The sequence below is a fragment of the Alkalibacterium putridalgicola genome (assembly GCF_900109825.1).
Taxonomy (GTDB): domain Bacteria; phylum Bacillota; class Bacilli; order Lactobacillales; family Carnobacteriaceae_A; genus Alkalibacterium; species Alkalibacterium putridalgicola.
This window is the reverse complement of sequence record NZ_FOBL01000016.1, coordinates 45,486-60,718: the sequence shown is the minus strand read 5'-3', so window position 1 is coordinate 60,718 and position 15,233 is coordinate 45,486. Positions and strand designations below refer to the sequence as shown.

Sequence of the window (15,233 nt, the reverse complement as noted above, 5' to 3'; positions counted from 1 at the left end):
ACTTCGGTCGTTTGAAATCATTCAACACCTTCTACTTACCGAACTTCTCCTTCTTCGACACTTAGGATGCTTATCTTTATTCCTATCGACCGAACTTGCCCCTGCTTCGGTCGTTTGAAATCATTCAATTCCTTCTACTTACCGAACTTCCTCTTCTTCGACACTTACAGTGATCACAGTCATTCCAAAACGCCGAACCACGCCTCTCTTCTACTCTTATCAACTCATAAAAAAAGGAGCAGAGCCTCCCCGGGCTCCGCTCCTTTACCAGATTAACTCATATTAAATTAAGCCTAGAATAACAAAGTTGAAAATGAACAGTGCTGTCGTGGCCCATAAAACCGGATGAACGACATGTACTTTCCCTTTGACGACTTTTGTAATAATGTAGAACAGGAAACCAGCCGCGATACCGTAAGAGATACTGTAAGTGAATCCCATAAATATCGATGCGAAGAATGCCGGAATAGCTTCTTCCAGATTATTCCAGTCGATTTCTGAAAAAGCAGACATCATTAGAATACCGACAACGATCAATGCCGGTGCTGTTGCAGCGCCTGGTACGATCGACATGACCGGAGAGAAGAATGCTGTAAGCAGGAACAGTGTACCCGTCGTCAGACTTGTCAAACCTGTGCGCCCGCCGGCTCCAATGCCTGCAGCACTTTCAACGAAGGTAGTGACAGGTGATGTCCCGAATACTGCCCCGATGGAAGTTGCGACTGTATCTGCAAGTAACGCTTTTTCCATTTTCGTATTCAATCCGTTCCCTTTATCCATTGACTTCTCATCGTCTAAAGTAAAGATTCCCGCTTTTCTTCCCGTCCCGATAAAGGTACCGATCGTATCAAAGACGTCGGTCAGTGTGAAAGCAAAAATCGTGATTAATATAATGGCGTAACGTGAGGGATCAGCCAATAGAGACCCCAGTCCTTCCGAACCAAAAGCTGCGCCGAATGTTGTTCCTAACTCCCCAAAAGCGGATCCGATAGAATTCGCCGGATTGCTTAATCCAGATAAATCAGTCACACCCATTGGAATCCCCATAATGGTCGTGAAGACGATCCCGATCAGAATAGCACCTTTGACCTTAGCTACCATCAGAATGATTGTCACAACTAGACCGATCAATGCAAGCAAGGCATATGGATTAGTGAAACTTCCCATATCCGGAATTATACCGCCTCCAGTCACGATCGAATCGATAGCTCCATTGATCTCCGTTCCTGCAGTATACGGCTCATTGTTTACAGAGATGATCGACTGTCCTTCAGAAGTGAACGACAGCAGTTCTGCATTTTTCAGTCCAATGTACGCAATAAACACGCCAATGCCCCCGCCGATGGCATGCTGCAGTGATTCTGGAATCGCATGAATGATTTTCTTTCTGATCGAAGTAACGGTGATCAATATCCCTACAACACCAGTTAAAAAGACCATGAACAGTGCTTCCTGCCAGGTAAAGCCTAGTGCAAAAACAACTGTGTATGTGAAGAAAGCATTCAAGCCCATCCCCGGGGCCTGTGCATAAGGTACATTTGCATATAAAGCCAAAATGAGTGTGCCTACTGCAGCAGATATGACTGTCGCTAAAAATACCGCTTGTGTCGGCATACCGGTCAATGCTAAAATTTGTGGATTAACGAATATGATATATGACATGGCAAAAAACGTAGTCAATCCGGCGGCGATTTCTGTTCCTACGGTGGTATCATTCTCTTTCAAGTGAAAGAATTTTTCTAACAAAGATAAAACCCTCTTTCGTATGTTTTCTCCATTTCCGTGGAGTTACTGCAAAGGGTTATCTAATAAAACAATGGGAAATACACATGTAAATGAAAAAAAGACGGTTTCCCGTCTTTAATCAACTACATCATAAACAATACGAATTGTTTAATCTAATAGTCAATCCTTTAAGGGGATTGGTAGAAACTATAGCCCATATCGCTAAATTATATTAGATAACACTTATTAAGATGGTTTAATCATAGTACACCCAATCTCAAAAAGCAACAATATACGTAAAATTAATTATATTTTAATGTAAATAGTTCGCATTTAACCAGAATCCGAACATTTATTTTTCTGAAAGCCTTGTCAGTCGACCTAAACACGTATGATTATCGCATCGTGACGAACTCTTCAGCTGCTGTCGGATGGATCGCTACTGTCCGGTCAAAGTCTCGTTTTGTCGCACCCATTTGAATTGCGACTGCAAAACCTTGGAGCATTTCGTCCATCCCTTTACCTATACCGTGTAAGCCGACGATTTTTTCCCTTTTCCCTACACAGACCAGTTTCATGAAGGCTTTTTGTCGGTTACCGGTAATGGCGCTGTGCATTGAAGTAAACGTGGAGCGGTATATTTTTATATACTCATCCGGAAACAGATCTCGGGCCTGTTCTTCAGTCATCCCCACTGTACCGATTGGCGGATGAGTGAAAATAACGGTCGGAATATTATCATACTCTAAATACTCGTTCTCCTGTTTGTTAAACAATCGTTCTGATAACCGTCGTCCGGCTGCGATCGCAACGGGAGTCAATTCAGCACGGCCAGTCACATCACCGACTGAATATATCTTATCTCCAGTCGTGTTCTGAAAACGATCGACTTCGACGTATCCACCAGGGTAGACATTCACACCCGCTGCTTCCAGATTCAGTCCGCTGGTATTCGGCACTCGTCCTGTTGCCCACAGGACCTGTTCCGTTTCATGCATGGTACCGTCTTTAAAATGCAGAACATACGACTGTTCACTCTTTTTTTCCAGACGGATCACTGTTTTGTTCACATGCACATGCTGGCCTTCACTCTCCGAGATAGCCTGGTAGCCTTCACAGATGATCGAATCAAAATTATAAAGTGGTGCCGGTTTCCTGACGAACAGATGTGTTTCTACACCTAAGGCATTCATTATCCCGCTCATTTCAACACCGATATAGCCGCCACCAATGACTGCGATGCTTTTAGGCAGTTCCTTGAGTTGGAAAACATCATCCGATACGATGCCTAAATCGCCCCCCGGTATATCCAAACGTTTCGGTTTGCCGCCTGTAGCGATCAGGATATGTTCTGCCGTAATTTTCTGGCCATTGACTTCCACCGCAGAGTCATCTATAAAGGAGGCCTTTCCTTTGATATGTTTAACATTGTTGGAATCCAGTCCCTTTTTATAGGCGGTATGTAGAAAGGAGATATATTTATCTCTGTTCTCCATCATCTGCTTATAATGAAAGACCGGTTCCTGTTTGAATTCGATTCCATAGTCCTCTCCGTATAAATGTAAAGACTCCATCATTTCAGCAACATACCACATGACTTTCTTCGGTACACAGCCTAAATTGACGCAGGTCCCTCCGAGCTGATCTTCCTCGATCAAAGCCACCCGTGCACCATGCATCCCTGCACGATTAGCGGAGGCTATTCCCCCGCTTCCTCCGCCAATAACCAGATAATCAAAATCATATTTCTTATTCATATTCTACTCCCCTTATTCATTAATGGCTGCTGTTCAACCAAATTATATGTTCTTTTTTCAGCATCGAAGTAATAGTCTCCGAGTGTGTATTTATATTTATCACGTTCATTCCATGGTTTGTGTTTACCTGAATAATGAATAAATACGACGTCGTTTTCAATCATCTTAAGATTATACTTGTTAGGAAAGATGACTTTAAGCTTCTCGTATACCTTCGGATTCATATTGTAAATACGCCAGTCTTCTTCCTTAATATCGTTCACGTAAAGCATATTAAAAATATCCTGGTCTGGAAGAATGAGAATGGATTTATTCTCTCTTATCGCTTCCACCAGCCGATCCGGGTCTCCCACACGTCTCAACTTTTCCAGATCCATCAAAACCACACCAGAGTTGAAATAATTTTCCGATTCAAAATTTCTCAGGCGCAGATTGTTGAATGGCTGGACCCATTTAGTTTTGTATTTATAATTTGTTGCGATAAAAGAATGACCGCTAAATGATTTGTTGTAAAACGGTCGAATGTCACCGACATTGACAATGTCCGGATCTAAATACAGGATTCGGCCGACATCCTCAGGCAGGATATACGGTGCAAACATCCATAAATACATTTCTAATGCATAGTACCGGGTGATAGCCAGCTTATCAGATGATTTGAAGAAGTCTTTACTGTAAATAGCGATCAGCTCATGATCTCCTTCGCGGTCCACAAACTCCTGCAATTCTTTCAATTTCCGCTCATTTATTCCAGCATGCAACAGGTACATGCGAAATGATTCATCCGGATGATTTTCAACAAGTGATTGAATCAGCACTTTTAAAGGATAAATATAATTTTCATCTAAGGAAAACAATAAATTAATCATACTAACGCCTCCAAGCATGTACATTGTTAATGACATTATACCGATTATTTGATCAAAACACACACAAATGGCATTTTTTTATTCTTTCTCTTTGAAACAACTTTGAATTCTACTATAATTAAAGTTAGATTGCAAAGGAGAGAAAACGATGGAGAAGATGGATAATAAGACATTGTATATAAAACTTTTTAAATCGACATTCTTTTTAAGTATGTTTACGTTTGGTGGAGGATATGTCATTGTTCCGCTTATGGAAAAAAAATTCGTCAATGAGTTAGGCTGGATCAATGAAGATGAAATGCTGGATCTTATTGCATTGGGACAATCTTCCCCAGGACCTATTGCGGTCAACACCTCGATTCTTATCGGTTATCGAATGGCTGGCGTCCCGGGTGCCATGGTCACTGTTTTAGGAACTATTCTGCCTCCATTATTTATTATGACAGCTTTAGCATACATCTACATAGCTGTGAGAGATAATGCCATCGTCAATAACGTATTACTCGGTATGCAGGCCGGTGTGGCAGCCATTATCGTGAATGTCGTTTACAATATGGGGAAACGTATCGTCGTACAGAAGAAAATCATTCCCATCCTCGTTATGATAGCTGCTTTGGTAGCAGGCATCGTCTATCAAGTCAATATCCTTTGGCTACTTCTGTTTTCAGGGATCATCGGCGCATTGACTACGATCTGGAAACTGACACATGAAGACAATGAGGTGGAGAGAAAATGATTTATTGGGAATTATTCCTCAGTTTTTTTCAAATAGGCATGTTTAGTTTCGGTGGTGGATATGCTGCCTTACCTCTGATCGAACAGGAACTTATTTCTGTTCAAGGGTGGATAACCAATCAGCAGTTTATTGATATTCTGACTCTCTCAGAAATGACGCCTGGGCCTATCGCCATCAATGCCGCTACCTTTTCCGGAAACCAGATAACGGGTGTGTTCGGTGGAGTCGTGGCAACGATCGGTGTCACACTTCCCTCCGTCATCATCGTTCAGTTGCTGGCTTATTTCTATTTCAAATATAAAAACATCACAATGGTTCAGGGAATCATTCAAGGCTTGAGACCTGCCGTCGTTGCCTTGATCGCTTCTGCCGGACTGACCATCTTTCTCACTGCCATGTTCGGACACAGTGACTGGCCGCTCGATCTGGGCGAACTCAATTATGTTTCCATCGTTTTCTTTGCCATAGCTATCTTTTTAATGAGAAAATTTAAAGCCAGTCCCATTCATGTTATGATTATTACAGGTACTCTTGGCGGCATCGTCTATTCACTAATATAAAACAAAAAAGAGTGGTGCAACGTTTATTTGAACGTTGCACCACTCTTTTTTACTAACTAAGTTCTTTATTACAACCTTTATCTTAACTTTTAGTCCTATTATTTTCTTGTGATGTTCGATATAACCTCATCATGCATCCTTCTCCTAAAACAAACAACTTGGAGTCTGCCTCCTCTTTTGATCCCGTACGTATAAATCAATACGTATATTAACGCAATGGCTGCTTGATCGCATAAGGTTACATAAACACACACAGAAAAAGATGAGATTTACTCTTGTACTAATCTAACAAATCTGACTTGAAATTTATGCATTAATTTATCATAATAGTATAAAGATCACAGAGGAGGATACTATGGCTATAGATCAACGCGAAATGCTTATACGTTTATTACTGGCGGCACTGGTGGGAGGAATTATCGGATTCGAAAGAGAATTAAAAGGTCGGGATGCCGGTATACGTACGCATATGCTGGTGAGTTTAGGCGCGGCCATCATCACCATGATTCAACTGGAAACCAGCAGCTGGCTGCTGGATTTTTCTAAAGACAATCCAGACTTAGCCAATATCTTGACCTCTGATATTACACGGCTCACTGCTCAAATCGTCAACGGTATTGGTTTCCTGGGCGCTGGAACCATCATCGTTAGTAAACGCACTGTCACTGGGTTAACAACGGCTGCTTCCATATGGGCTGTTGCAAGTTTAGGCATCGCAGTCGGAATGGGATATTACTTTATGGCCCTCTCAGGCGCGTTTATCATGCTGGTCGTTCTGCGTCTTTTAAAAACAATATTCAAAATAGACCGGACCAAGCAGTTGGGGATAACGTATAAATACCGTGAAGAAACATTGAAGTATCTGGAAAACAGTTTCACAGAAAATAATATTTCCGTTGTTTCAACTGACCATACCATTACGTATATGGAAGACGGAACGACCTTCTGCGAAGATCTATATACCTTACACTTGCCGAACAATTTTGATACTATGGACTATATTTCAAGAGTAGGATCGAATCCCAATGTCCTGAAAATAAACACGATAAAAACAAATTTTGATAATTAAATAAAAGACGAATCATTGCTCAAATGATTCGTCTTTTATTTCTGCACTTCGAATTCAGCAGCAAGCACTTCTCCTTCGATTTCTCTAACTATGCGGTAGTTACCCGTTTTCAGAGGTTCATAATACTCCATAGACAGTTCTTCCTGAGCCTTTTTACCAGGATCCAGAGAATATACGATCATAATAAATGCCATCTCTTCGTTCGGTTCGACAACATACCATTCACCAGCCTTCTCTTTTTCCAGACTGAAGGCTGCCCCATAGGAGATCTCATCTTCAGAATCATTGATGGTATTTAAGATAAAGGTCTCACCTTCAGGATCATACACATCTTTCTCGAGTTCGATCTTCACATTTTCCATAGTATTCACCTCTTCATAAGGAGAAGGTTCCGCTTCATTTTCGGTGCATGCCCCTAATAAAAACATACATATAATGAATGTAAGATTCAGGATATACTTTCTTTTCAGTATCAAAACGTTCACCCCCTCTACTATATATGTATACTATACTAAAAATTAGAAGGAAAAAATATATTCACGGCCTGACATCTCAAGGATAACTAAAAAAACCAATTCTCATAAAACGAGAACTGATTTTTTTAGTAAGTGATGATTAGCTAGACATCCGTGGATCCTGGCGCCCCTGTTTAACTACCGACATCTTAAGTTCACACGCGCTTCTTATTATAGAAAAGATTAAACACTCTATCGGCTCAGTGATCCTGTAGAAAGAAAACTAATCGTCGACGAGTTGCGAAGTTCCTGCCATAGAAAATTGCAGTCCATTTAAATCATAGTCGGACAGAGCTTCTTATATATACGAGGGGGTTATATTTGCAATGGAATCCAAAAGTGCAAATCTAATATCGTTAGATATTCAGTAAATTGTACACTTCGAGCATTTATAAATACGGAAGTCCCCCGTTTTTTATTTTATATGCGCCAAGCTATGCACCACTAATTTATTAAGCGGGATTTTTCTGCCTTATTTCTTCGGCGATTTGGTTTATCTTTCTCAAACGATGGTTGACACCTGATTTAGAAACCCCGCCATTAGGAAGCAGCTCACCCAGCTCCTTCAGGCTGATATCCGGATTATCCACCCTCACCACGGCAATTTCTTTAAGTTTTTCAGGCAAAGTATCCAATCCCCTTGCTCTTTCGATCAGGCGGATATTTTCGATTTGCTTGGATGCTGCATCGATCGTTTTATTCAGATTTGCATTTTCGCAATTCACTAAACGGTTAACTGAATTCCGCATGTCTCTTACAATACGTACATCTTCAAATCTGAACATACTTCCGGTAGCACCTATTAAAGCCAGAAAATCGGCGATCTTTTCAGATTCTTTCAGATAGACGATATAACCATTTCTTCGTTCATGTACACGTGCATTCAGCTCAAATACCTGCATCATTTCACAGATATCATTATTATGTTCTTCATAGCTTGAATGGATCTCCAGATGATAACGGCTCGTGTCTGGGCTATTCACTGATCCACCGGCCAGAAAAGCGCCTCTTAGATAAGATTTGATTTTCTGTTTATTGGTCTTGATTTCTTCCTGAACATGACCGTGATACAACATGCCATCCATTATCCCCAATTCTTTAAGGATGACTTTACAGCCGCTTTTCAGCCTGACGATATACACATTATTTTTTTTCAGTTTCATCTTTTTTCTGACAAGCAGTTCTGACTCCACATCAAAATTATCTTTGATCAAGGAATAGATCCTTCTAGCGATAGCGGCATTTTCAGTTTGTACATTTAATAAAAAATCATGATCCTGGATGCTTAACGTACCGTTCATTCTTATCAAGGCAGCCAGTTCAGCCTTGGCATGTTCCGGATGCACTTCAAGCAGTGTTAATTCTTTTTTTACATCAAACGCAAATGACATTGCTTTCACTTCCTTTTAACTGCAAGACTGATGATTCAGTACTCACTTCTATAGGTATTCTTTCATTTTTCTCTGGCTGTTGAATGCCGTTCTAAATATTTCTTCAGCAACCTTTTCACCATTGTGATAGACGCTTCTACCTGTCAGCAGTAAAAAGTCATCGGATATGATCATCGGAACTTCTTCTTTCAGACTCTTGAAATCATGTTCGACTTGAAGAAGATAGTCTTCATTTTTTTCCTGTTCGATGTATTCGGCAGGTACATCTCCAATATTCGTCAGGGCAATATCTATGAATTTTGTTCCGAGATGCTTGTGCAGTACTTTGATATGGTCCGCATCATTCAGGCCTTCGGTTTCACCTAACTGTGTCATGATATTGGAAATGTAAACGACTTTCCCTTCTGTTTCGACCAAGGCTTTACCGATATCAGGAATCATGATATTTGGCAAAATACTGGTGAAGAGACTCCCTGGTCCGAGCACCACCATATCAGCATTCATGATCGCTGATATGACTTTTCTGCTCGCCTGCACAGGACGTTCCTCTTCAACACAGGTTACAGATACTCTATCGATCATTTTTCCTTTTTTGGGGATCTGAGATTCTCCGCTTTGAGTCGTGCCATCCATATACCTTGCATGCAAGTTCAATGGCTCTTCAGCTGCTGGATATACATGTCCTTTGACATGCATCATTTTGGCAAGCAGCTGGATGGCCTCATAGATATTTCCCCGCATATCTGCCATGGCTGATATGATCAGGTTACCGATAGTATGGCCCGACAAACTCTGATCATCCGTACGGAAGCGGTATTGGAATATCTCCCGCTGCAGTTCCGGGACTTCAGAGAGGGCCGTGAGCACATTCCTTAAATCGCCAGGCGGGACCGCATTGAAGCTTCTGCGTAAAACGCCGCTGCTTCCACCGTCATCTGCAACCGTCACGATGGCAGTGATGTCGGCATCCTTTTCTTTTAGACTTTTCAAAATGACAGGCAAACCTGTGCCGCCACCGATCACTACTATTTTGGGTTTTCTCTTTTTAAACGTCTCCAGTCTCATGATCGCACAACAGACTCCTTTACTTTATCTTTGTCGCGATGAGACACGTTGACATGATACCCATCTGCTTTGATTTGTTTTGCAATGCGCTCAACTAATGCAACGGACCGGTGTTTTCCGCCGGTACAACCTATAGCAATAGTAACATTGCTCTTTCCTTCTTTTTTGTAACCCGGTAAGGTGAAATCGATCAAGTCAGTGAACTTCTTATAGAACATTTCAGTTTCTGTCTGCTGCATCACATAGTCATAGACGGGTTTATCCAGTCCTGTCTGCGGTCTGAGTTCTTCGATATAATGTGGATTCGGCAGAAAACGGACATCCATGACGATATCTGCATCGATAGGGAGACCATATTTGAAACCGAACGAAACGATTTCTACTCGGAACATCTGTCTTTCTTTTTCTTTAAATTCCTTGATCAGCTGTTCTCTTAATTCCCGTGGAGTCAGAGATGTGGTATCTATGACCAGCTGTGCACGCATTTTTATGTCATTTAATAATTGCCGTTCTTTTTTTATACCTTCTATTGTCCGCTCGTTTTTGGCCAACGGATGAGCTCGTCGTGTTTCTTTATATCGTGTGACCAGCTCTTCGTTTGTCGCTTCCAGGAACACAATACGCGTAGTGATATGAGGAGTATTATCCATGGTCACTAGGACCTGATTAACTTCTTCAAAAAAGTCTTTCATTCTTAGATCCATAACAAGAGCAATTTTGCTGAATTGCCCCGATTCCCGGACCAGTTTCCAGAATGTCGGCAGAAGGTTCGGAGGCATATTATCGATACAATAGTATCCCATGTCTTCAAAACTCTGCATGGCGACCGTTTTCCCGGCTCCGCTCATACCGGTTATTATGACAAGTTCAAGTTTTTCATTCAATGTTCTCACTCCTGTTCACTCTTTCAGTCTTGTGTTTCATCTTTCCTGTCTCATTCTATTTATTATAACATCCCTGGTGTGTCATTACTACCACATTAACAAAAAGTCACATCTTGGTCATAGTGCTGCGGACAGATTTTCACTGGAATGTATCTGGTAAAATAGGAATGAAAAGAAAAAACCGTCAAATCGAGGAAATGTGATCCTTGATTCGACGGTGTTTTTCTAATTACTAAGTCCAGTATCCTTACTAAGGACACCTATTGTTCGCGTTTCGTTTTTGCTTAGTCTCTTTCGCATGTGTCCATTCCCATCAATGCGTAAGCACCGCACCTTTGAGTCAGGCCAGTCACAATCAGTGGAATGGAAGCTATTCCGATCAGCTTGTACAAAGTTGATCGCAGAAATAAAAGCGGGAAAAGAATAATCCCCAAAGTGATGCGAATGATTCTATCTGTACGTCCGACATTCTTTTTCATATTTGCTGCCTCCTGCTTGTGAACTTCGAGTAAAATTAAAAATCGATTCGTGAACGGATATCTGCTTCGAATGCTTCTATTTTTTCTTTGACTGCCACACCCGAGTCATCGCATGCTGAGATATAGAACTTGATTTTCGGTTCTGTACCTGACGGACGCACGGCGATCCAGCTTGAATCAGCCAGTGTATACTTCAGTACATTAGCTGGCGGCAGTTCGATACCTTCTTCAGAAGACCCTTTTTGTCGTGTCTGCGTCTTGAAATCTTCTACCATGATGACCTGGATATCCCCAAACTTTTCAGGTGTCTGTGAACGGAGGCTACTCATGATTTCATTGATTTTCTCTGTGCCTTCCATGCCATCCATTTTGACTGAGATCGTTTTTTCCTCGTAGTGACCATGTTCATGATAGAGCTCATGAATGGCATCAAACAAGCTGTATCCTTGTTCTTTAAAGTAGGCTGTCATTTCAGCAACCATTACTAATGCTTGAATCGCATCTTTATCTCTTACAAAAGGCTGAATGAGGTAGCCATAGCTTTCCTCAAATCCATACATGAATATTTTAGAATGATCTGTTTCAAATTCTTTTATTTTCTCAGCAATGAATTTGAATCCTGTCAGGACATCGATCGTTTCTACACCATATTTGTCCCCGATCACACTCGGCAGATTGCTTGATACGATAGATTTTAACATCACACTATTTTTAGGCAAAGACTCCTTTAATGAATGAGCTTTAAAGATATACTCGACCATCAGCGCAGCGATCTGATTACCTGAGAGCACTTCATAATGCCCTTTAGCCGTTCTCACTGCCAGTCCCAGACGGTCAGCGTCCGGGTCAGTAGCGATCAGAACATCCGCATCGATTTCTTTGCCTTTATCAATAGCCAGCTTGAAGGCTGCAGGATCTTCAGGGTTTGGTGACTTCACTGTTGAAAAATCAGGATCCGGTTCGGACTGTTTATCTACAAATGATACATTTTTGAAGCCGATTTGCTTCAATGCTTTTTCCCCAAGCATCTGTCCTGTGCCGTGAAGCGGAGTGAATACTATTTTTAAAGATCTTCCTTGTCTGTCGATCAGGTCCTGATCGATCGTTACTGTTCGAAGAGCTTCTAAATATTTTCTGTCAATATCATTACCGACGAATGTTAAAAGACCTTCTTTTTCTGCTTTTTCTCTATCCAAAGCATCGATCGAAAGGATATCCGTTACACTTCTGACATAAGTAGTTAAATCATCTGCTTCTTTTGGCGGCAATTGCCCCCCGTCTTCGCCATAAACTTTGTATCCATTGTACTCCGGCGGATTATGGCTGGCAGTGATCATGATCCCTGCGGCTGCCTTCAGGTGTCTCACAGCAAAAGATAATTCAGGTGTCGGTCTCAATTCTTCAAAGACATAAGCTTTGATGCCGTGGGCAGCCAATGTCAGAGCTGATTCCACTGCAAATTCTTTAGACATATGACGTGAATCGTAAGCAATGGCGACGCCACGCTCTTTCATTTTTTCGCCTTGCTCTTCTATAAACAGAGCCAGTCCTTCGGTAGCCTGGCGAACAGTATAAATATTCATACGATTCGTTCCAGCTCCTATGATCCCACGCATACCTGCAGTGCCAAACTCAAGCGATGTATAAAAAGCATCTTCGAGCCTCGATTCATCCTCTTTATGTTTTTCCAAGTCTTTCTTCAGTGATTTATCCAATTTTGAATAGTTCAACCAAGTCTGATATGTTTCTTTCCAATCCATATTAATCCCTCGTCTCTATATGATTTCTTTCAGGTGACCCTTATAAATTAATTGTATCATGTTTATCACTATCTTGCATAAGAAAAGAGTACATGTTAACAATTTAACAGGAGAAGCTATGATCATTATTAAAATCAAAGCTATAAAATAAAGAAACGTTTGCTTCACCTGCTTTGCCCTTTCCTGTTATTTCATTTGGGGAGTCTTCCAAAAGGATCAGCCTCATTTCAGAACGTATACGCAAAAAAAGAAGAGCAGGAGATTCACCTCTCCTGCTCTTCTTCATCATTCTTTCATACGTTCTGCTTTTCCATTTTTTCTTTCAATTCTTCTACATACTGGTATGCCGCGTTTCCGGCAACGGATCCGTCTCCAACAGCTGTGGCAACCTGTCTCAAGACAGTGTCTCTGACATCTCCGATAGCGAAAATCCCAGGCACCTGTGTCATCATGTTGGCATCCGTTTCGATCCAGCCTTCTTCATTGGTGATCGGCAGTGACTGGAATGCTTCGGAGTTCGGAAGCAGACCGATATAAATGAATGCACCATCAGCTTCAAGGAGAGACGTTTCTCCGTTTTGCACGTTTTTCACTGCGACTCCGGTGACACTCTGATCGCCGACGATCTCTTCAACAACAGAATCCCAGATAAAGTCGATTTTGTCATTTTTAAACGCGCGATCCTGCAGGATTTTCTGTGCTCTCAGTTCGTCTCTACGGTGGATGATCGTTACTTTATCAGCAAATTGTGTCAGGTAAGCTCCTTCTTCAACAGCTGAGTCTCCTCCGCCCACAACAACAACGTGTTTGTTTCTGAAAAATGCTCCATCACATACAGCACAATATGATACGCCGCGGCCATTAAATTCTGATTCGCCTTTGACGCCAAGCTTTTTGTGTTCAGCTCCAGTTGAAATAATGACAGCTTTCGCCTGATACGTTTTATCAGATGTAATAACTTCTTTTACCGTTTCTTTATCAACGATTTCCCGAACATCTCCATAGACATGTTCCGCACCAAACTGTGTTGCACCTTCAAGCATCTTCATCGATAGATCAGGTCCCATAATACTCTTGAAACCAGAATAGTTTTCGATTTCAGCAGTGTTATTCATCTGTCCACCGGGGATCCCTTTTTCAAGCATCAGTGTTTTTAAATTTGAACGTGAAGCATATAAAGCCGCTGTCAGTCCGCCGGGGCCTGCCCCGATCACGATGACATCATAAACAGTATTTACCTTTTCCATTCAGACATGCTCCTCTCACTAAGCATTAAATTAGTTGATTTATAGTAGTTAGTTTATCATAATAAGTTTTCAGAATCATGTACTTACTTTTTGTAAGTGATTCACCTTATATAGTTTACCAGATTCTATGTATTTGTCAAGCGAAAAAAGCTCCTTCCATAATGAACAGCATGAACTCATCCTGTTCATTATAAATGGAGCTTAACTGAGCGTTCATTCAGTATTCAGTGTTTATTCTTCGTCTGTCTTCGCTGACTCGAGTTCATGGGCTTCAGGATCCATATTGTTTACGATCGATCCAGATTCCAGTTCTTTACTTAAATCCAGGATATACTTTTTCAGATCATCCTTTACCTGAGGATGCTTGAGTCCGTATTGGATCGTTGTTTTTAAGAATCCGAATTTATCTCCAACGTCATAACGCTCACCTTTAAACTCTTTGGCAAAAACACGTTGAGTCTTGTTCAGCTCATCTATTGCATCGGTAAGCTGGATTTCTCCCCCGACACCCGGTTCAAGCTTTTCCAGAATACCGAAAATTTCAGGCATCAGGAGGTAACGGCCAATGATTGCCAGATCACTTGGCGCATCTTCGGGAGCCGGTTTTTCAACGAATTTGCGTACATTATACAATCCGTCTTCCGCTTCCGCTTCTGGATCGATGATCCCGTAACTTGATGTCTCCTCATGCGGCACACGCATAACTGCAATATTAGAAGCGTGGGTCTTTTCATACCCTTCAATCAATTGTTTTGTCAATGGCTCTTCATCGGCCATCACATCGTCTCCAAGCATAACAACGAAGGGTTCATCTCCCACAAATGCTTTAGCCTGCAGGACAGCGTGACCCAAGCCTAAAGGATACGGTTGTCTGACGAAATATAGATTGAGTCCTGTCGTCTCTTCCACTAGTTCCAGCAGCTCTTCTTTGCCTTTTTTACGCAGATTTTCTTCCAGTTCCGGATTAGAGTCAAAGTGATCTTCGATCGGTCTTTTCAGCTTCCCTGTTATGATAAGGATGTCCTCGATACCGGAGGCAATCGCCTCTTCTACAATAAACTGAATCGTCGGCTTATCCACAATGGGGATCATTTCCTTAGGCATTGCTTTTGTTGCAGGTAAAAAACGAGTCCCATATCCTGCGGCAGGAATGATCGCTTTTCTTACTTTCTTCAT

14 protein-coding genes and 1 riboswitch are annotated in these 15,233 nt (G+C 41.6%); of the genes, 3 read left to right on the top strand and 11 right to left on the bottom strand.

The window, feature by feature from the left end; translation table 11 throughout:
* Window positions 1–282: 282 nt before the first annotated feature.
* From BMX84_RS06845 to BMX84_RS06835, 3 genes are all read right to left on the bottom strand, one after another.
* The gene (locus tag BMX84_RS06845; RefSeq protein WP_091488338.1) at window positions 283–1,746 is read right to left on the bottom strand and encodes an NCS2 family permease; all 1,464 of its coding nucleotides are present in this window, start codon (window positions 1,744–1,746) and stop codon (window positions 283–285) included.
* A gap of 136 nt (window positions 1,747–1,882) precedes the next feature.
* Window positions 1,883–1,980, bottom strand: a riboswitch (purine riboswitch).
* A 140-nt stretch (window positions 1,981–2,120) separates the two neighbouring features.
* Complete coding sequence (gene gor, locus BMX84_RS06840) at window positions 2,121–3,482, bottom strand: glutathione-disulfide reductase (RefSeq protein WP_091488336.1); 1,362 nt, start codon at window positions 3,480–3,482, stop codon at window positions 2,121–2,123.
* On the bottom strand, window positions 3,479–4,351 hold the full coding sequence (locus tag BMX84_RS06835) for a glycosyltransferase family 8 protein (protein ID WP_177165495.1): 873 nt from the start codon (window positions 4,349–4,351) through the stop codon (window positions 3,479–3,481). The genes gor and BMX84_RS06835 overlap by 4 nt, the downstream gene beginning before the upstream one ends.
* Window positions 4,352–4,499: 148 nt before the next feature.
* Between BMX84_RS06835 and BMX84_RS06830 the strand changes: the two genes are divergently transcribed.
* From BMX84_RS06830 to BMX84_RS06820, 3 genes are all read left to right on the top strand, one after another.
* Window positions 4,500–5,087 carry a chromate transporter gene (locus BMX84_RS06830; protein WP_091488332.1) on the top strand — a complete coding sequence of 196 codons (588 nt, stop codon included), beginning with the start codon at window positions 4,500–4,502 and terminating at the stop codon, window positions 5,085–5,087.
* Window positions 5,084–5,647: a chromate transporter gene (locus BMX84_RS06825; protein WP_091488331.1), complete on the top strand. Its 564-nt coding sequence runs from the start codon at window positions 5,084–5,086 to the stop codon at window positions 5,645–5,647. Before BMX84_RS06830 ends, BMX84_RS06825 begins: the two co-directional genes overlap by 4 nt.
* Before the next feature lie 355 nt (window positions 5,648–6,002).
* The gene (locus BMX84_RS06820) at window positions 6,003–6,716 is read left to right on the top strand and encodes an MgtC/SapB family protein (RefSeq protein ID WP_091488329.1); all 714 of its coding nucleotides are present in this window, start codon (window positions 6,003–6,005) and stop codon (window positions 6,714–6,716) included.
* Window positions 6,717–6,751: 35 nt separating this feature from the next.
* Here the strand turns inward: BMX84_RS06820 and BMX84_RS06815 are convergent, their stop codons facing one another.
* The 8 genes from BMX84_RS06815 to galU all read right to left on the bottom strand — a co-directional run bounded on the left by BMX84_RS06815 (window position 6,752) and on the right by galU (window position 15,233).
* On the bottom strand, window positions 6,752–7,078 hold the full coding sequence (locus BMX84_RS06815) for an immunoglobulin-like domain-containing protein (protein WP_143058687.1): 327 nt from the start codon (window positions 7,076–7,078) through the stop codon (window positions 6,752–6,754).
* Window positions 7,079–7,683: 605 nt separating this feature from the next.
* The gene (gene whiA, locus BMX84_RS06810; protein ID WP_091488326.1) at window positions 7,684–8,622 is read right to left on the bottom strand and encodes a DNA-binding protein WhiA; all 939 of its coding nucleotides are present in this window, start codon (window positions 8,620–8,622) and stop codon (window positions 7,684–7,686) included.
* A 48-nt stretch (window positions 8,623–8,670) separates the two neighbouring features.
* A complete protein-coding gene (locus BMX84_RS06805; RefSeq protein WP_091488324.1) occupies window positions 8,671–9,687 on the bottom strand; it encodes a gluconeogenesis factor YvcK family protein in 1,017 nt (338 codons plus the stop codon).
* Complete coding sequence (gene rapZ / locus BMX84_RS06800; RefSeq protein ID WP_091488323.1) at window positions 9,684–10,571, bottom strand: RNase adapter RapZ; 888 nt, start codon at window positions 10,569–10,571, stop codon at window positions 9,684–9,686. The genes BMX84_RS06805 and rapZ overlap by 4 nt, the downstream gene beginning before the upstream one ends.
* A gap of 284 nt (window positions 10,572–10,855) precedes the next feature.
* Window positions 10,856–11,050, bottom strand: coding sequence for a YgaP family membrane protein (locus BMX84_RS06795; protein WP_091488321.1), 195 nt, complete (start codon window positions 11,048–11,050; stop codon window positions 10,856–10,858).
* Window positions 11,051–11,085: 35 nt separating this feature from the next.
* On the bottom strand, window positions 11,086–12,810 hold the full coding sequence (locus BMX84_RS06790) for a phospho-sugar mutase (RefSeq protein WP_091488320.1): 1,725 nt from the start codon (window positions 12,808–12,810) through the stop codon (window positions 11,086–11,088).
* Between the two features lie 293 nt (window positions 12,811–13,103).
* Window positions 13,104–14,057: a thioredoxin-disulfide reductase gene (trxB, locus tag BMX84_RS06785; RefSeq protein ID WP_091488318.1), complete on the bottom strand. Its 954-nt coding sequence runs from the start codon at window positions 14,055–14,057 to the stop codon at window positions 13,104–13,106.
* Between the two features lie 231 nt (window positions 14,058–14,288).
* Window positions 14,289–15,233, bottom strand: a complete 945-nt coding sequence (galU, locus tag BMX84_RS06780; protein ID WP_091488316.1) for a UTP--glucose-1-phosphate uridylyltransferase GalU — start codon at window positions 15,231–15,233, stop codon at window positions 14,289–14,291.